The organism is Streptomyces sp. LUP47B (genome assembly GCF_001746295.1).
In the GTDB taxonomy this organism is placed as follows: Bacteria; Actinomycetota; Actinomycetes; order Streptomycetales; family Streptomycetaceae; genus Streptomyces.
Map to the genome: position 1 here is coordinate 964,120 of NZ_MJAH01000001.1, position 17,177 is coordinate 981,296.

The 17,177-nt window shown below is 71.4% G+C and carries 13 protein-coding genes; 8 read left to right on the forward strand and 5 right to left on the reverse strand.

All coding sequences use genetic code 11. The features are described 5' to 3' along the window. Position 1 precedes the first annotated feature (1 nt). A complete protein-coding gene (locus BFN33_RS04300) occupies positions 2 to 628 on the reverse strand; it encodes a TetR/AcrR family transcriptional regulator (protein ID WP_069758460.1) in 627 nt (208 codons plus the stop codon). A gap of 115 nt (positions 629 to 743) precedes the next feature. Here BFN33_RS04300 and BFN33_RS04305 point away from each other — a divergent pair, with 115 nt between their 5' ends. The 3 genes from BFN33_RS04305 (at position 744) to BFN33_RS04315 (ending at position 3,816) form a co-directional block, all read left to right on the forward strand. After that, a complete protein-coding gene (locus BFN33_RS04305; protein ID WP_069758461.1) occupies positions 744 to 1,373 on the forward strand; it encodes an alpha-ketoglutarate-dependent dioxygenase AlkB in 630 nt (209 codons plus the stop codon). Positions 1,374 to 1,786: 413 nt separating this feature from the next. Further along, the gene (locus tag BFN33_RS04310; protein ID WP_069758462.1) at positions 1,787 to 2,533 is read left to right on the forward strand and encodes an MBL fold metallo-hydrolase; all 747 of its coding nucleotides are present in this window, start codon (positions 1,787 to 1,789) and stop codon (positions 2,531 to 2,533) included. Between the two features lie 41 nt (positions 2,534 to 2,574). After that, complete coding sequence (locus BFN33_RS04315; RefSeq protein ID WP_069758463.1) at positions 2,575 to 3,816, forward strand: DUF4032 domain-containing protein; 1,242 nt, start codon at positions 2,575 to 2,577, stop codon at positions 3,814 to 3,816. A 2-nt stretch (positions 3,817 to 3,818) separates the two neighbouring features. On the opposite strand, the gene BFN33_RS04320 is transcribed toward BFN33_RS04315, so the two are convergent. Continuing rightward, a complete protein-coding gene (locus BFN33_RS04320; RefSeq protein ID WP_069758464.1) occupies positions 3,819 to 4,691 on the reverse strand; it encodes a universal stress protein in 873 nt (290 codons plus the stop codon). A gap of 61 nt (positions 4,692 to 4,752) precedes the next feature. On the opposite strand from BFN33_RS04320, the gene BFN33_RS04325 reads away from it, so the two are divergent. The 5 genes from BFN33_RS04325 to BFN33_RS04345 all read left to right on the forward strand — a co-directional run bounded on the left by BFN33_RS04325 (position 4,753) and on the right by BFN33_RS04345 (position 11,807). Then, positions 4,753 to 5,106, forward strand: a complete 354-nt coding sequence (locus BFN33_RS04325) for a VOC family protein (protein WP_069758465.1) — start codon at positions 4,753 to 4,755, stop codon at positions 5,104 to 5,106. A gap of 119 nt (positions 5,107 to 5,225) precedes the next feature. After that, the gene (locus BFN33_RS04330) at positions 5,226 to 6,902 is read left to right on the forward strand and encodes an FAD-dependent oxidoreductase (RefSeq protein WP_069758466.1); all 1,677 of its coding nucleotides are present in this window, start codon (positions 5,226 to 5,228) and stop codon (positions 6,900 to 6,902) included. Then, positions 6,899 to 8,356 (forward strand): ATP-binding protein, encoded by a 1,458-nt coding sequence (locus tag BFN33_RS04335; RefSeq protein WP_069758467.1) that lies wholly within the window; start codon positions 6,899 to 6,901, stop codon positions 8,354 to 8,356. Before BFN33_RS04330 ends, BFN33_RS04335 begins: the two co-directional genes overlap by 4 nt. Then, entirely contained in the window at positions 8,353 to 8,706 is a 354-nt protein-coding gene (locus BFN33_RS04340; RefSeq protein WP_069758468.1) for a UBP-type zinc finger domain-containing protein, read from the forward strand. The genes BFN33_RS04335 and BFN33_RS04340 overlap by 4 nt, the downstream gene beginning before the upstream one ends. 155 nt (positions 8,707 to 8,861) lie before the next feature. After that, on the forward strand, positions 8,862 to 11,807 hold the full coding sequence (locus tag BFN33_RS04345) for a helix-turn-helix transcriptional regulator (RefSeq protein WP_069758469.1): 2,946 nt from the start codon (positions 8,862 to 8,864) through the stop codon (positions 11,805 to 11,807). A 7-nt stretch (positions 11,808 to 11,814) separates the two neighbouring features. On the opposite strand, the gene BFN33_RS04350 is transcribed toward BFN33_RS04345, so the two are convergent. From BFN33_RS04350 to BFN33_RS04360, 3 genes are read right to left on the reverse strand one after another with little or no spacing between them, the layout of a single operon-like run. Then, on the reverse strand, positions 11,815 to 13,020 hold the full coding sequence (locus BFN33_RS04350; protein ID WP_069758470.1) for an SGNH/GDSL hydrolase family protein: 1,206 nt from the start codon (positions 13,018 to 13,020) through the stop codon (positions 11,815 to 11,817). Next, the gene (locus BFN33_RS04355; RefSeq protein ID WP_069758471.1) at positions 13,017 to 15,359 is read right to left on the reverse strand and encodes a glycoside hydrolase N-terminal domain-containing protein; all 2,343 of its coding nucleotides are present in this window, start codon (positions 15,357 to 15,359) and stop codon (positions 13,017 to 13,019) included. The genes BFN33_RS04350 and BFN33_RS04355 overlap by 4 nt, the downstream gene beginning before the upstream one ends. 20 nt (positions 15,360 to 15,379) lie before the next feature. Next, a complete protein-coding gene (locus BFN33_RS04360; protein WP_069758472.1) occupies positions 15,380 to 17,158 on the reverse strand; it encodes a carbohydrate-binding protein in 1,779 nt (592 codons plus the stop codon). Positions 17,159 to 17,177 lie beyond the last annotated feature (19 nt).

The window sequence follows — 17,177 nt, forward strand, 5'->3', positions numbered from 1 at the left end:
CTCATACGGTGGTGTCGCTGCCGTCGGTGAGCAGCGCGGTGAGCAGTTGCTTCAGCCAGACACGGGCCCGCTCGAGGTCTCCGTCCAGCAGCAGTTGGACGGTGACACCGTCGTAGGCGGCGACCACGGCGTGGGCGGCGCCCTCGACGTCGGTCAGTACGGCGGGCAGTTCGGCGTGCCCACGCGCGCGTGCCAGCCGGTCGGCGACGGCCCGCCTGAGGCGCGCCCGGTGTTCGAGCAGGGTCCGGGCGACCTCGGGCACGCGGGCGGCGTGCACCAGGAAGTCGGTCTTGACCAGGAGCCAGTCCCGGTCGAGGAGCAGCACGTCGGTGACCCGGTCGACGGCGGCCAGGACGTCGAGCTCCGGGCCGTCCAGGGCGAGGGCTCCGGAGACCTGCTCCGCGATCAGGTCCGCGCGCTGCTGGTAGAGCGCGAAGAAGAGCTCGTCGAGGCTGTCGAAGTTCGAGTAGAAGGCACCCCGGCTGTATCCGGCGGCCTCGCAGACCTCCTCGATCGACACGCGCCCGAAGCCCTTTGCGGCGAACACCGCGAAGGCCGCGTCCAGGAGATTGGCACGCGTGCGGACCCGGCGCCTGGTCACGCGCCTGGTCGTGTCCTGTGTCGCCATGTCGGGTCCTCCGTTCGATACGCGAATGTATCCGATACACCGATGCATCGAAAGGGTCGAACACCTCGATCGATCTCATGGGAACAGATTTTCGATTAAGGAGTACGCTGGATACATGACCGCGCACCTCCAGGGCTCTCTCTTCGACCAGACCGACGAGCTGCGGCTGGGCCCCCTCGACGGGATCCGCCGTACCGTGCTCGGTTTCGGCGCCTGGATCGACGTACTGCCCGGATGGCTCGGCGGCTCCGACGCCCTCTTCGAACAGCTGGCGACCGAGGTGCCGTGGCGAGCGGAACGCCGCACGATGTACGACCACGTCGTCGACGTCCCGCGGCTGCTCTCCTTCTACGGCGTGGACGACGAGCTGCCGCATCCCGTACTCACCGAGGCCCGCGAGGCGCTCACCGCGCACTACGGCGAGGAGCTGGGCGAACCCTTCACCACGGCCGGGCTCTGCTACTACCGCGACGGCCGGGACAGCGTCGCCTGGCACGGCGACCGGATCGGGCGGGGCGCCCGCGAGGACACCATGGTCGCCATCCTCTCCGTGGGCGCACCGCGCGACCTGGTGCTGCGACCGGCGCGCGGCGGCGCCGAGACCGTACGTCGGCCGCTGGGGCACGGCGACCTGATCGTGATGGGCGGCTCCTGTCAGCGCACCTGGGAACACGCCGTACCGAAGTCCACGCGCGCGACGGGACCGCGCATCAGCATCCAGTTCCGCCCGCACGGCGTGCGGTGAGGCGGAGAGGCGGCTGCCTCCACCGCACGCGGGGGCTGCCTCCGGCGGACGGCGCCGGAGGCAGCCTCGTCCCTCCGGGGCCGGACGGGGAGGACCGGCGACAAGCCGCTGCAGCGGCGGGCCGGGAGGACGAAACCGTGGCGTGGGCGGGCCGGGAGCCCGGGGGCGCAGGTCTCCAGGAGCGCGCCCGGCCCGGGATACCCGCCGGTCCCGTGGCGTTCAAGGCTGACGGAAGACGCCGACCCCTCCGTCCGGCGCCGCGCCCCGGGCGCGGCAGCCACGCGGACGGCGTCGGAGGCAGCCTTGTCAGCACGGAAGTTGACGGCTGGAAGACCGGTACCCGCCGCTCCGGATCGCCTGAGCGTCTGCTTTGCTGTGTGCCGTCGGGCAGGGACTCATCGGGTGGGGCGATCATGAGCGCAGGCGTGCAGCAAGTCGCGGACGGCACCTACCTGGTGCAGGGCAGCAACACCAACTGGGTGATCGTGACCGAGGGAAGCGCCGCCACACTGGTCGACACCGGCTATCCGGGCGACCGGGAGCAGGTGCTCGCCTCCCTCGCGGAGGTGGGGAGTTCCCCGGAGGCGGTCACCGCCGTGCTCATCACGCACGCCCACAACGACCACCTCGGCTCCGCCGAGTACCTGCGCAGCACCTACGGCACGCCCATCTACCTGCACGAGGCCGAAGTGCCGCACGCGCGGCGGGAGTTCCTGCACCAGGTGTCCGTCGGGACGGTCCTGAAGAACGGCTGGCGGCCCGGTGTGCTGCCGTGGGCGGTGCACTCGATCCGGGTGGGCGGCACGGCCCATGTGCCCGTCGCCTCCCCGCAGCCGTTCCCGGCTGAGGGCACGCTCGATCTGCCGGGCCGTCCGGTGCCCGTGTACACGCCGGGCCACACCGACGGGCACTGCGCCTTCCACCTCCCCGAGCGCGGTGTGGTGATCTCCGGTGACGGCCTGGTGAGCGGTCACCCCACCTCGCGGGTCAAGGGGCCCCAGCTGCTGCCGGACATGTTCCATCACGAGCGCGCCCGTGCCGTGGCGTCGCTGGACGTGTTCGCGGAACTGGAGGGCGACGTGCTGCTGCCGGGGCACGGGCCCGTACACCGTGGTCCGGTCCGTGAAGCGGCACTTCAGGCCAGGGACCGTGCGCTCTAAGGTGAGGTGACGATCACCGCCCAGGCAAGGACAGAGCACCGATGGCACTGCAGATCAGCGCGACGAACCCGGAGCACCCCGCGCTCCTGCTCGAACTGCCGTGGCAGCTGCCGCTGGAGCAGTGGCCGGAAGAGGTCCTGGTCCCGCTGCCGCGCGGCATATCCCGCCACGTGGTGCGCTACGCCCGGGCCGGTGACGAGGTCATCGCCGTCAAGGAGCTCGCCGAGCGCCCGGCGCTGCGCGAGTACGAGCTGCTGCGCGACCTGGACCGGCTCGGCATACCCGCCGTCGATCCGCTCGCCGTGGTCACCGGGCGCGCCGACGCCGAGGACGCCCCGCTGGAGCCGGTGCTGGTCACCCGGCATCTGGGCGGCTCGATGCCGTACCGCTCGATGTTCGAGACGACCATGCGGCCCGCCACCATGCACCGCCTCATGGACGCGCTGGCCGTCCTTCTGGTCCGTCTGCACCTGGCCGGGTTCGCGTGGGGCGACTGCTCGCTGTCCAACACGCTCTTCCGGCGGGACGCGGGCGCCTACGCCGCCTATCTGGTGGACGCCGAGACCGGTGACCTGCATCCGCAGCTCAGCCCCGGGCAGCGGGACTACGACCTCGACCTCGCCCGCGTGAACATCAGCGGCGAGCTGCTCGACCTGGAGGCCTCCGGGGCGCTGCACCCCTCCGTGGACGCGATCGAGTTCGGCATGGAGATCTGCTCGCGCTACAACAGCCTGTGGGAGGAGCTGACCCGCAGGTCCGTCTACCCGGCGGGCAAGTACCAGTACATCGAGCGCCGGATCCGGCGGCTCAACGACCTCGGCTTCGACGTGGCCGAGATGCAGATCGAGCACGCGCCGAACGGCGACACGGTCACGTTCGTGCCGAAGGTCGTGGACGCGGGCCACCACCAGCGCCAGCTCCTGCGGCTGACGGGCCTGGACGCCGAGGAGAACCAGGCCCGCCGGCTCCTGAACGACCTGGAGAGCTGGATGGCCACCCAGGACGACTACGCTCCGGGCGACCCGCTCGGCGCCCGCCCGGAGGTACTCGCGCACCGCTGGGTGCGGGACGTCTTCCGGCCCACGGTGCGGGCCGTGCCGCTCGACATGCGCGGGTCGATGGACCCGGCCGAGATCTACCACGAGCTGCTCGAGCACCGCTGGTACCTGTCCGAGCGGGCCCAGCATGACATCGGGCTTGACACGGCCGTGGACGACTACATCAAGAACATCCTCCCCAAGGCCCGGGAGACGCTCCAGCCCACCCCCGCCACCGCGGACTGACCTCACACGTGCGGCACCACGGCCACCGGGCAGTCCGCGTGGTGCAGCACGCCGTGCGCGACCGATCCGATCCTGGCCCCGACAGCGGTACGGCGGGCCCGGCGGCCGACGACCATCAGCTGGGCCCGCGCGGTCACCGACAGCAGCACCTGCCCCGCGCTGCCCAGCTCGACGTGCTCGACGACCGGCACGCCGGGGAAGCGTTCCCGCCACGGCTGGAGCGCCGCGGCCAGCGCCTCCTTCTCGTACGGCTCCAGTCCCCCGGCCTCGTCCAGAAGCCTCAGCGAGCCGGGGCTGTAGGCGAACACCGGCGGCAGCGTCCAGGCCCGTACGGCACGCACGGTCGCCCCGCGTGCCGCCGCCGTCTCGAAGGCGAACCGCAGGACGTCGGCACTGTCCTCCGGGTCGCCCTCCTGACCCACGACGATCTCGCGTCCCGCGGCCTCCGCGGTGGCCTGGTCCCCGGCGCGCACCAGGACGACGGGCCGCGCCGCCTCGGCGATCACCTGCCGGCCGACCGAGCCCAGCAGGAAGCCGACGACCGGCCCGTGCCCGCGGGAGCCGAGGACCAGCAGTTCGGCCTCGGCCGCGGCGGCCACCAGCACGTCCACGCTGCCGCCCTCGACGACCTCGGTGGACACGTCGAGCCCGGTGTGCCGCCCGGTGACCGTCCGCACGGCCTCGCCCACGGCGTCCCGCGCCCAGCCTCGCTGGGTGTCCCGGTCCCCCGCGTCGATCCCCTCGTACGACTGGAACCGCCACGCGTGCACCACCCGTAGCGCCACGTCCCGCCGGACCGCCTCCCGCGCGGCCCAGTCCAGCGCGGCGAGGCTCTCCTCGGTTCCGTCGATCCCTGCGGTGATCGGGCGGGTCATGCGGTGGCCTCCCTGTTCGCGGTCACGTCCGTGCCGGTCCAGTCTTCACTACGCTGCCCTTATGGCATTGGAGTGGGAGCAAGTCATCGTGGACTCGGCCGATCCCGTCGCCCTCGGACGTTGGTGGGCCGAGGCGCTGGGCTGGGTGGTGGTCGGGGAGGCCCCCGACGAGTTCGAGATCCGCCCCGAGAAGGACCGGATGCCGGGGCTGCTCTTCGTGCCGGTGCCGGAGGCGAAGACCGTCAAGAACCGGCTCCATCTCGACTTCCGCCCCGACGACCAGGAGGCCGAGGTCACCCGCTTCCTCGCCCTGGGCGCCCGGCACGTAGACGTGCGGCAGGGCGACGTGTCCTGGGTGACGCTCATGGATCCCGAGGGCAACGAGTTCTGCGTACTGGGCGAGCGTCGAGCCTGACCCCGGCAGGGTCTGCCATACCTGCGCGTAGCCCGGCGATCGAACATACGATGGGCAGGACCGGGTCGGTGACCACGGGGGGCGCTGGGCCCTGACCGACCGCTCGGGGTGGGAGACGTATGGCACAGGCCGCCGAATCGGCGCGGACCGTCATTCTGACCGTGGACGACGACCCGGGGGTCTCCCGTGCCGTCGCCCGCGATCTGCGGCGGCGCTACGGCGAGTCGTACCGGATCGTGCGCGCGGAGTCCGGCGAGTCCGCGCTGGAGGCGCTGCGGGAGCTGAAGCTGCGCGGCGACCTCGTGGCGGTGATCCTGGCCGACTACCGCATGCCGCAGATGAACGGCATCGAGTTTCTCGAACAGGCCCTGGACGTGTATCCGGGCGCCCGTCGCGTGCTGCTGACGGCGTACGCCGACACCAGCGCGGCGATCGACGCGATCAACGTCGTCGATCTCGACCACTATCTCCTCAAGCCGTGGGACCCGCCCGAGGAGAAGCTCTATCCGGTGCTGGACGACCTCCTGGAGGCGTGGCGCTGCAGCGACTACCGGCCGGTGCCCGCCACCAAGGTGATCGGACACCGCTGGTCGGCGCGTTCCTCGGACGTGCGGGAGTTCCTGGCCCGCAACCAGGTGCCGTACCGCTGGTACTCCACGGAGGAGCCGGAGGGACAGCGGCTGCTGGCCGCCGCGGGGCAGGACGGACAGCGGCTGCCGGTGGTGATCACCCCCGACGGCACGCCCCTGGTCAAGCCGGAGGCACCCGACCTGGCCGCCCACGTGGGCCTCGCCACGACCCCGACCGCCGACTTCTACGACCTCGTCGTCATCGGCGGCGGCCCGGCCGGACTCGGAGCGGCGGTGTACGGGGCCTCGGAGGGGCTGCGGACCGTGCTGGTGGAACGGTCGGCGACCGGCGGGCAGGCCGGGCAGAGCTCCCGGATCGAGAACTACCTGGGCTTCCCCGACGGTGTCTCGGGCGGCCAGCTCACCGACCGGGCCCGCCGGCAGGCGACGAAGTTCGGCGCGGAGATCCTCACCGCCCGCGAGGTGGCGGGCCTGGAGGTCAACGGCGCGGCCCGCACCGTGCGGTTCTCGGACGGGTCGGCGGTGGCCGCGCACAGCGTGATCCTGGCGACCGGCGTGTCGTACCGCCAGCTGCAGGCGCCGGGCTGTGCGGACCTGACCGGCTGCGGGGTGTTCTACGGCTCGGCACTCACCGAGGCGGCCTCCTGCCAGGGGCAGGACATCTACATCGTCGGCGGCGCCAACTCCGCGGGGCAGGCGGCGATGTACCTGTCCCGAGGCGCCAAGTCGGTGACCCTGCTGGTGCGCGGCCCCGACCTCGCCGCCTCGATGTCGCACTATCTGATCCAGCAGATCGAGGAAGCTCCCAACATCTCGGTACGCGCGCGTACCGTCGTCGACGCCGCGCACGGCTCCGACCACCTGGAGCAGCTGACCCTGCGCGACACCGAGACCGGCGAGACCGAACTCGTCGACGCGCAGTGGATGTTCGTGTTCATCGGCGCGGCCCCGCTGACCGGTTGGCTGGACGGCACGGTGCTGCGGGACGAGCACGGGTTCATCCTGGCCGGGCCCGACCTCACCCCCGACGGGCGACCGCCGGCGGACTGGGAACTGGACCGGCCTCCGTACCACCTGGAGACCAACATTCCGGGCGTGTTCGTCGCGGGCGACGCGCGCGCCGAGTCCGCGAAGCGGGTCGCGTCCGCCGTCGGAGAGGGAGCCATGGCCGTGATGCTCGTCCACCGGTACCTGGAGCAGTCATGAGCGGGCAGTTGATGCCGTGCGCCCCCGGGGAGATCGGATCGCTGTTCCTGTTCGAGAAGCTCTCCCCCGAGCAACTCGGGCAGCTGTGCGCCGCGGGCCGGGTGGAGCGGTTCGAACCCGGCCCGGTGTACACCGAGGGTGAACCCGCCACCTGCTTCTACGTGATGCTCGAGGGCACGGTCGTCCTCTCCCGCCGGGTCGCCGGCGACGACGTGGAGGTCAACCGCACCTCGCAGCGCGGGGTGTACTCGGGGTCCATGCAGGCCTATCTCAAGGACCGGGTGCAGCAGACCTACAACAACTCCATGCGGGTGACGGAGCCGTCGCGGTTCTTCGTGCTGCCCGCGGAGTCGTTCTCGGCCTTCATGCAGGAATGGTTCCCGATGGCGGTCCATCTGCTGGAGGGGCTCTTCTTCGGTTCCAAGAACACCCAGCGGGCCATCGGGCAGCGGGAACGGCTGCTGGCGCTCGGCTCGTTGTCCGCCGGTCTCACGCACGAGCTCAACAATCCGGCGGCGGCCGCCGTACGGGCCACGTCGACGCTGCGCGAACGGGTCGGCAAGATGCGGCACAAGCTCGCGGTCATCGCCCAGGGCTCCTACAGCCCGGAGGTGATGGCGAACCTCATCGACATCCAGGAGCGCACGGCCGAACGGGTCGCCAAGGCGCCCGTGTTGAGCCCGCTGGAGGCCTCCGACCGGGAGGACGCGCTCGGCGACTGGCTCGACGACCACGGCATCCAGGAGGGCTGGCGGATCGCGCCCACCTTCGTGCAGGCGGGCCTCGACGTGGACTGGCTCGACCAGGTCGCGGCGGCCGTGGACGAGGAGATCCTGCCGAACGCGATCGGCTGGCTCAACTACACCGTCGAGACCGAGCTGTTGATGGACGAGATCAACGACTCCACGGCCCGTATCTCGCATCTCGTCGACGCGGCGAAGCAGTACTCCCAGCTGGACCGGGCGCCCTATCAGGTGGCCGACGTGCACGAACTCCTCGACAGCACGCTGCTGATGCTGTCCGGGAAGATCGGGCAGCAGATCAAGGTCGTCAAGGAGTACGACCGGACGCTGCCGAGGATCCCGGCCTACCCCGCCGAGCTCAACCAGGTGTGGACGAACCTGATCGACAACGCGGTGCAGGCCATCAACAGCGTCGGTGGGGACGGGACGTTGACCGTCCGGACCGCGCTCGACAACGACCGGCTGCTGGTGGAGTTCCGGGACACCGGGCCCGGGGTGCCGCCGGACATCCGCGGGCGGATCTTCGATCCCTTCTTCACCACCAAGCCCGTGGGCGAGGGGACGGGGCTCGGGCTCGACATCTCCTGGCGGATCGTGGTCAACAAGCACCACGGGACGCTTCAGGTGGAGGCGTCACCGGGCGACACCCGCTTCCAGGTACTGCTTCCACTGACCGCCGTGGACAACGACACGACCGAGGAGTCGGAATGAGCGACATCAAGGGGATCGACCCGAGCGTGCCGCCCAGCGGGGACGGGTGCGTGGAGTGCGACGCGGCGGGCGGCTGGTGGTTCCATCTGCGGCGGTGCGCGCAGTGCGGGCACGTGGGGTGCTGCGACTCCTCGCCCGGGCGGCACGCGACAGGGCATTTCCGGGACTCGGGGCATCCTCTGGTGCGGAGTTTCGAGCCGGGTGAGGAGTGGTTCTGGAACTTCGAGACGAACGAGATGTTCGAGGCGGGGCCGGAGCTTGCGGCGCCGGTGAGTCATCCGGATTCGCAGCCGGCGCCGGGCCCTGAAGGGCGGGTGCCGGCGGATTGGGCCCGAACGTTGCGCAGATGAGCTCGGGGGGATTTGTCTGACGGCGGCTGCGGGTACGTAGTGGCTGGTCGCGCCCACGCGGCGGAGCCGCATACTGACACAGCCCCGCGCCCCTTGCTCGGTCACCGCGCCCTCAGATCAAATGCGCTGTCAGTGTCGCGTGCCAGGATGTATTCGTGTCGCAAATTTCCATCAGTGCGCCTCTCATCGGCCGGGAAGACGAACTGACCCGGCTCTCAGGTGTGCTGGAGCGTGCCCGCGGCGGTGAGGCTCGGGCTGTTCTCGTCGCCGGGGACGCCGGGGTCGGCAAGACGCGGCTGCTGGACGAGGTCACGGGGCGGGCCGCGACGGCCGGGATGACCGTGCTCACCGGGCACTGTGTMGATCTCGGTGATGTCGGCCTGCCGTATCTGCCGTTCACCGAGGTGCTGGGAGCGCTCGCCCAGGACGAGCGGTTCGCCGATGTTCTCGCCGCCTATCCGTCGGTGGAGCGATTGCTGGGAGGCGGCGCTGTCGGCGACTCCGGTGGGCGGCTCCGGTTGTTCGAGGGGATCGCCGGGCTGCTCGCCGATCTCTCGGACATCGCTCCCCTGCTGCTCGTCCTGGAGGACCTGCACTGGGCCGATCAGTCGTCCCGCGATCTGCTGCGGTTCCTGCTCAGCCGGGGCATCCTCCAGCGGTCGGCGGGTGGGGCGCCCACGCACCGGCTGGCCGTGCTCGCTTCGTACCGGGCGGATGATCTGCACCGGCGGCATCCGTTGCGTCCGCTGCTCGCCGAGCTGGTGCGGCTGCCCGGGGTCGAGCGGCTGGAGTTGCGGCCGATGGCCGACGGCGAGGTGGCCCGCCTGGTGCGGTCCCTGCGGGAGGCTCCGCTGCCCGACCACACCGTGCGGCGGATCGTCGAGCGGGCCGAGGGCAACGCGTTCTACGCCGAGGAGTTGCTCGCCGCCACGGGGAGCGGGGACGGCGGGGTGCCCAGCGGGCTCGCCGACGTGCTGCTGATCCGGTTCGAGCAGCTGTCCGACACGGCTCAGCAGGTGCTGCGCACCGCCGCCGTCGCCGGGCGGCGCGTCGAGCACGACCTGCTGCGGGATGCCGTACGACTGCCCGAGGAAGAGCTGGAAACGGCGCTGCGGGAGGCCATCGGGCGACAGCTCCTGGTGCCCGGTGAGGGCGACACGTACGCGTTCCGGCATGCCCTCGCCCGTGAGGCCGTGTACGCCGATCTGCTGCCGGGCGAGCGGGCCCGGCTGCACGGGGCGTTCGCCCGGCTGCTCGATGCGCGGGGACATCGGGCCGAGAGCGCGGCGGAGCGGGCCCACCACTACCGCGAGAGCCATGACCTGGCCGAGGCGCTCGCCGCGTCACTGGAGGCCGCGGACCACGCCCGGCGGGTGGGCGCACCCGCCGAGGAGCTACGGCATCTGGAGGCGGCCCTCGACCTGTGGTCGGCGGTTGAGCCGACGGCGCGGCCCTCCGGCGAGGGCGTCGACCGGGTACGGCTCATGCTGCGGGCCTCGGCGGCGGCCGCGCACACCGGCGAACTGCACCGGGCGGTCTCGCTCACGCGCGCCGCGCTCGCCGGTGTCGGTCAGGAGGTGGACTCCGAACTCGCCGCCCGGGTGCGCTACACGCTCGCCGGGAACCTGATGAGCGTCGACAACCTCACCGCGGCCTTCGCCTACAGCAGCGAGGCGCTCGCCATGATCCCCGCCGATCCTCCGTCCCGTACCTGGGTGTGGGCCGCGGCCACCCATGTGTTGGCGGCCCGGCAGGTCGGGGAGAACGAGGTCGCGCTGCGGGTCGCCCGGCAGGCGCTCGGCACCGCCGAGCAGTTGGGCGTGCCGGACGCCCAGGCGGATCTGCTGATCTCCCTGGCCGTCCTCGAAGGCGGCGGCCGTCGCACGGAGGCGGGGCGGGAGCGGTTGCGGCAGGCCCGGGAGCTGGCCCGGCGGGCGGGCAGCACCCCCGTGGAGATGCGCGCGCTGTTCAATCTCGCCGTCGGCTGCTTCGAGTCGGGGCACCTCGACGAGTGTCTGCCCTGGCTCACCGAAGGGCTGGACCGTGCCCGTCGCGCCGGGCTGCTGTCGTCGCCCTATCCGATGGAGATGCGCTACCTGAAGCTGCTGGTGCTGTACACGCTGGGCCGCTGGGACGACTGTGTCCGGGCGGCGCACGCCGACGCCGAGGTGCTGCCCGCGGCCGGCGGGTACACGATGGCGCCCGCGCTGTACGTCGGGCTCGCGCGCGGCGACCTCAGGGCCGTCGACCGGGCGCGGGCGCTGCTGGAGGGGCCCTTCGACTGGATGGCCACGCTCGTCGCGGGCATCGCGCTGACCGACGCGGCGGCGCTGCGGGGCGATGCGGAGGACGCCGTGCAGCGGATGCGGTCCACCGTCGCGGCGCTGACCGACGACACCGGCGCGCTTCCTCACGTCACCGTCCGGCTGGCCGGCCTCGCGTTGTCCGCGGTCGCCGACCGGGCCTTCGATCTGCGCCGCAAGGGCGACCAGGCCGGGGCGCTTCGCTGGGCGGAGACCGCGACCGAGCTGGTGGAACTGGCCAGGATGACCGCCGCGCACGGCGAGCGCGGGATACCGCAGGGCCCGGAGGGGCAGGCCTGGCTGGCCCGGGCCGAGGCGGAGTGGACACGGGCCGCGTCGGGCCCGGACGCCGAGGCCTGGGCGAGGGCCGTCGCCGCGTTCGACTTCGGTGACGTGTACGAACCGGCCCGCTGCCGGCTGCGGTACGCCGAGGCCCTGCTCGCCGCCGACCGGCGTGGGGAGGCCGTGGCCGAGGCGCGTGCCGCTCGTGAGGTGTTCGCCCGGCTCGGCGCCACGGTGCTGCTCGACCAGGTCGACGAGCTGATCCGGCGCGGCCGGCTCGCCGAGGCCCCGCCCAGCGCGCAGCTGCTCACGGCCCGCGAGCAGGACGTGCTGCGGCTGCTCGCCCGGGGGCGCAGCAACCGCCAGATCGGCGAGGAGCTGTTCATCACCGGCAAGACGGCGAGTGTGCATGTCTCCAACATCCTGGCCAAGCTGGGTGCGGCGAGCCGCACCGAGGCCGTGGCCGTCGCCTACCGCAAGGGGTTGATCGCCCCGGAGACGACGGCCCGCGGCTGACGCTGCCTCAGTGGCCTGCGCAGTCCAGGCTGTTCAGGTCGACGGAGTCCGCCATCGCCTGCATGCCCTTGTCGTTGGGGTGGATGTGGTCCCCGCCGTCGAAGACGGGGAGCATCCGCTCCTGGTCGTAGGGGCTGCGCAGGACACGGTCGAAGTCGGTGACCGCGTCGAACTCGTCGCTGTGGCTCCTGACGAAGTCGTTGACCTCCTGCCGTACGGCCTCGGCGGCCGGGTCCCATTCCGGCCAGCCCTTGAAGGGGGCGATGGTGGAGACGACCACGCACTTGCCGGCGTCGTGGGCCCGGTCGACGATCTCGCGGTACCCGGCGATCAGATCCGGTGCGGTGACACCGGTGTGGGCCTTGAGGTCGTTTACCCCCTCGAAGAGGAACACGGTGTGCACGCCCGGCTGGGAGAGGACGTCCCGGTCCAGCCGGTTCAGGGCGCTCGGCCCGGCGCCGTCGGCCAGCACCTTGTTGCCGGAGATCCCCTCGTTGGCCACGCCCTTGACCGTGGTGTGGGCTTTCTGGAGGCGGCGGGCGAGGTAGTCGGGCCAGCGGCGGTTGTGGTCGCTGGTGGACTGCCAGCCGTCGGTGATGGAGTCGCCGAGTGCGACCACGGCACCGGTGGCCGCGGGGGTGCGCACCGAGACCGCGTCGAGGTAGAACCACGACCCGATCGCTTCGGTCCAGTGGGCGCCGCTCTCCTCGGCGGTGTGGTCGCCCTGGGTGGCGTACGACGTCTGCAGGGCCATCCAGTGGCCGGTGACCGGACCCTCCGCGTCCGGGGTGTGGAGGCTGACGACCAGGTTCGACCCGGCGGCCAGCCTGCCGGACAAGGGGTCGCTGTACACCGTGGCGCCGGGTTCCACGGTGACGGAGGACGACCCGTCGAAGGTGAGCCGCCGGTTGCTGCCGCGCACCAGCTCGGCGTCCTTCAGCTGGAGACCGGCGTAGACGCTGTCGAAGGTGACCGGCTGGTGGCCGAACGCGTTGGAGAGCCGGATGCGCGGGTCCTGGCCGCCGACGCTGGTGTGCACGACCATGCGGTAGCCGCGGTCGGCGGCCGAGTCGCCGATGGCGTAGGCGCTCGTGCCCCAGGTGATCACCCCGTCGGGCGGGCTGACGGCGGCCGGTGCGGGCGTGGCCTGGAGTGCGGCGGCCGCGACCGTGACGGCGAGGAGTCGGGCCCCTCGGGCCGTCCGGCGCCTCATCGGTCGAAGCCCTTCAGGGTGACGGTGGCGCCCGGCTTCAGCGTCACCGTGCGGGCGCTTCCCGCGTACACGACCGTCGTGGTGCGGCCGCCGGTGCTGCGGATCCGTGTTTCGGTCGGTTTCCCATCCCGCCAGCGTAGATCCACGACGAAGCCGCCGCGTGCCTTCACTCCCGTGAGGGAGCCGGAGGCGGCCCAGGCGTCGGGCAGGGCGGGCAGGAGTTCCAGGTGGCCGGGGCGGGAGTAGAGCAGCATCTCGATCATCGCCGCAGGGGTACCCAGATTCGCGTCGATCTGAAAGATTCCGCGGCCCTGTTCCACCTGGTACATGTCGAAGAGGTTGAAGGCGGTGCCGTTGCTGCCTCCGCTGGAGGGCCGGAGGTTGTTGACCACCAGCTGGTACGCCTTGTCGGCGTTCTTGAGGCGGGCCCAGCACAGAGCGCGCCAGGCGTTGGCCCAGCCGAAGCTCTCCATGCCGCGTGCGGTGAGCAGGGCGGTGGCACCCTCGACGATGTCGGCCGGGGTGGAGCCGTCGGGGCGGATGCGGTCGCCGGGGAAGAGACCCACGAGCGGCGACAGGTGGCGGTGGGTGGTCTCGCCGAGGTTGTCGGGGGACATCCACTCCTCCAGCCAGCCCGTGGTGGGGCTGACCTGGGGAAGGTGCAGGCGCTTGCGCAGGCCCGCGATCGTGGCGGCGAACTCCGCGTCCTTCCTCAACTCGGCCGCGGCCGTGCAGTAGTTGCCGAACAGGGCCCACACGAGTTCCTGGGCGTACGTGATGCCCTTGGCGTCTAGCGGGCCGTGCTCGGGCGACCAGTCGCTGTCGGCGATCAGGACCTCCCGTGAAGTGCCCGGGAGGGTCGTGGTCAGCAGCCGCGCCTCCCAGAACTCGCAGGCGCCTCTCAGGAGGGGGTAGATCTTCTCCAGATGGGCGCGGGAGGCGGTGAACTCGTAGTGCTCCCACAGGGAGTTGCACAGCCAGGCGTTGCCCGCCGGATGCCACCACCAGCCGCCTCCGCCGAAGGGGTTGGTGGAGATGGCCACCGTCCAGCCGGCGTTCTTCCCCGTGGAGTTGCGGTAGCGGTTGCGGGGGTCGTCGAACAGCCTGCGGGTGAGGTCGGTCCAGGACGGGAGCTGGGCGACGCAGTAGTCGGTGAACGTGTCGAAGCACTGGGACAGGCCGGTCCGGTCGGCTGCCCAGTAGTTCATCTGAATGTTGATGTCGGTGTGGTAGTCGCCCATCCAGTCCGGGTCGTTGCCGTCGAGCCACAGCCCCTGGAGGCCCAGCGGGAGGCTGCCGCGTGATCCCGCGATCATCAGGTAGCGGCCGAACTGCAGGTACTGGGCCTCCAGTTCGGAGTCGGGCACCCCGTCCCGGGCGCGTGCGCGCAGGCGCTCCCAGGTGTCGAGGGAGCGCTGCTCGGCGGAGGAGGTGCCGAGCGAGACATCCAACTGCCCGAACAGGGCGTGATGGTCGGCGATGTGGGTGTGCAGCAGGGTGTCCGCCGAGTGCCGGGCGGCGGCGCGGACCTTGGCGCGTGCGAGCTTGTGCGGGTCGAGGGACGGGTCACGGAAGTGCGCGGCGGCGTCGGGGGCGTAGTCGGTGCCCCCGCTCAGGACGACGGTGAGCTCCCTGCACCCGGTGAAGCCGATGTGCGGGCCCTCGACGGTGACACTGCCGCCGGAGCCGTACGCCGCGATGGCGGCCCCGTATCTCAGGCCGTTCGGGAGGGCGGCCCCGAAGGAGACCGCGGGCTCCTCGCCATGGGTTCCCTCCAGTGTGATCGTGCCGGTGTAGCGGCCTCCTCCGCTCTGGCCGAAGTGCAGGACGATGACGTCGTCGGGGTGACTGGCGAAGATCTGGCGTCGGTAGGTCACGCCGGAGCGGACGTACGACGTCTCGTTCACGCCCTGGGCGAGGTCGAGGGTGCGGCGGTAGCCGGAGACGGCGGACAGGTCGTGGTCGGGGATGTCGACGGTGAGCCGGGCCAGCAGGGTGAAGGAGCCGAAGTCCTGGCGGCCGTAGGGGAACTGACCGTCGGCGTCGAGGGTGTCGTTGAGGCCGCCGGTCCACAGGGTGGCGTCGGTGACGAGAAGGACTTCGCGGCCGGGGTCGTTGCTCGCGAGGGCGCCGAGGCGGCCGTTGCCGACGGGCAGACCCTGTTCGATCATCGAGTGTTCGTCGGCGGGAGCCTGCCACCGGAGTCGGTGGCGTGGGTCGGCGTCGAGGGCGGGCGCGTCGGCGGGGCGTTGAGGTGCCGCGGTCGCGGTGAAGGTGGGCAGGGCGGCGAGGGCGGCGGTCAGCGCGAGGACACCGCGTCTGGACGGGGCGGGGGTCATGGCGGCTCCTGGAGGCTCGGTCAGGACTTCGGTACGTCGATCCGGTCGATGTCCGGTGCGTAGCCGGTGCCGCTGTCGAAGGTGATCGTGTTGGCGCCGGCCTTGAGCGTCACGGGCACGTACACGCTCGACACGGTGCCCCAGTCGCCGGTGGCGGGGAGCTTGTGGCGGGTGGCGCCGCCGCCGTTCGCCGAGATGTCCACCGAGCGGGCGTCACCGCTGATGTAGGAGACCTTGATCTGGTAGGTGCCGGCCTTGGCGACGACGACGTCGCGGAAGGTCAGGGTCCCGCCGAGGTACAAGTTGCCGACCTTCTTTCCGTCGGAGCAGGCGGAGCAGTCGGCGACGGAGGCGTTGCCGCCGAGGGTGTTCGCGGCGGACTCGGCCTCGTATCCCGTGAAGGCCAGTCCGGCGCCGTGCGGGGTGACCGTGAACAGGCGCGAGCCGTGGGCGGGCAGGGCCTGGGTCACCTTGTTCTTGTAGGTGCCGAGGTTCTCGTGGTTCCACAGGTCTCGGACGGACGCGTTGCCGGTGAAGCCGAGGGTGGTCCAGTCGGCGGTGACGGCGGCGGGGGCGTCGGCGAGGTTGAACAGGGCGACGGTGTAGGTGCCGTCGGTGTTCTTGGCGGCCCAGACCTGCTGCGGGTCGGACGGGGTGACCGGGTGTGCGGGTGGGTTGGGGCCCTGGTTGAGGCCGATGACCTCGCGGTTGGTCAGCAGGGACACACCGTAGGAGTCCAGGCGGGTGAGGTCGTCGCCGGTGTACAGGGGGGACTTGGCGATGGCCCACAGGGTGGCGTAGCTCTGCCGTTCGGCCTTGGTCAGGCCGTCCATCTGTCCGTTGCCGACGTCGAGGGAGTCCAGGTCGTTCCAGCCGCCGGGTCCGGCGTGCCGGGTCCAGGCGGGGGTGTCGTCCCAGCGGTCGTCGACCGAGTTCTCCCAGCTGACGAGGGTGTTGCAGTAGCACTCGACGTCGGTGTCGATGCGCCAGCCCTGCGAGTACTTCTTCCAGTCGGCGGCGTGTCCGATGTCGAGGGACCAGGAGACTTCAAGATGGATGGGGCGGCCGGTGGCGGCTATCGCCTTGTTCCAGGCGGCCACGTCGGCAACGTTGTCGTACTGGTCGCCGCTCTTCCCGGAGCCGGGGCCGACCCCGTCGAGCTTGAGGAAGTCGTAGCCCCAGCCGGCGATCAACTGGGCCTGGGAGTCGATGTACTTGCCGGCGCACGGCTTGGCGAAGTCGAGCTTGTACGCGCTGTCCCAGCCGTTGGTGGTGCGCAGGTCGTCGTAGACGACGTCGGCGGTGGTGCAGCCGTCGGCGTTCCAGATGGGCGTCTTCCCGTCGCCGTACGCCCCCTTCTCCAGGCCGGCCGGGAGATAGATGCCGGCCTTGAGGCCCTTGGCGTGGATGCGGTCGGCGACGGCCTTCATGCCGCTGGGGAAGCGGACGGGGTCGGGCTTCTGGCGGCCGTACTGGTCGAACCCGGACTTCCAGGCCTTGTCCATCCACCAGCCGGCGTCGATGTTGACGTATTGGTAGCCGTACTTCTTCAGCTTGGCGGCCAGGGCGTCGGTCTGCTTCAGGACGTTGGCCTCGGTGAGGTAGCTGTAGTCGCCGTCAGGGTTGAGGCCGGGGTACTTGGACGACTGCATGCTCCAACTGGACCAGCCCATGTAGGGCTTGGCGGCGAGGGCGGGCGCGGGAGCGTCGGCGGCGTGGGCCGTGGGGACGGCGACCGCCGTGAGAGCGAGCACCAGCAGGGCTCTGGCGGGCAGGGCGAAGTACGAGGATGACCGCATGGGTCGTACCTCCAATGGG

Coding starts and splice junctions, on each gene's coding strand:
- BFN33_RS04300 (WP_069758460.1), bottom strand. CDS start 628: ATGGCGACACAGGACACGACCAGGCGCGTGACCAGGCGCCGGGTCCGC.
- BFN33_RS04305 (WP_069758461.1), top strand. CDS start 744: ATGACCGCGCACCTCCAGGGCTCTCTCTTCGACCAGACCGACGAGCTG.
- BFN33_RS04310 (WP_069758462.1), top strand. CDS start 1,787: ATGAGCGCAGGCGTGCAGCAAGTCGCGGACGGCACCTACCTGGTGCAG.
- BFN33_RS04315 (WP_069758463.1), top strand. CDS start 2,575: ATGGCACTGCAGATCAGCGCGACGAACCCGGAGCACCCCGCGCTCCTG.
- BFN33_RS04320 (WP_069758464.1), bottom strand. CDS start 4,691: ATGACCCGCCCGATCACCGCAGGGATCGACGGAACCGAGGAGAGCCTC.
- BFN33_RS04325 (WP_069758465.1), top strand. CDS start 4,753: ATGGCATTGGAGTGGGAGCAAGTCATCGTGGACTCGGCCGATCCCGTC.
- BFN33_RS04330 (WP_069758466.1), top strand. CDS start 5,226: ATGGCACAGGCCGCCGAATCGGCGCGGACCGTCATTCTGACCGTGGAC.
- BFN33_RS04335 (WP_069758467.1), top strand. CDS start 6,899: ATGAGCGGGCAGTTGATGCCGTGCGCCCCCGGGGAGATCGGATCGCTG.
- BFN33_RS04340 (WP_069758468.1), top strand. CDS start 8,353: ATGAGCGACATCAAGGGGATCGACCCGAGCGTGCCGCCCAGCGGGGAC.
- BFN33_RS04350 (WP_069758470.1), bottom strand. CDS start 13,020: ATGAGGCGCCGGACGGCCCGAGGGGCCCGACTCCTCGCCGTCACGGTC.
- BFN33_RS04355 (WP_069758471.1), bottom strand. CDS start 15,359: ATGACCCCCGCCCCGTCCAGACGCGGTGTCCTCGCGCTGACCGCCGCC.
- BFN33_RS04360 (WP_069758472.1), bottom strand. CDS start 17,158: ATGCGGTCATCCTCGTACTTCGCCCTGCCCGCCAGAGCCCTGCTGGTG.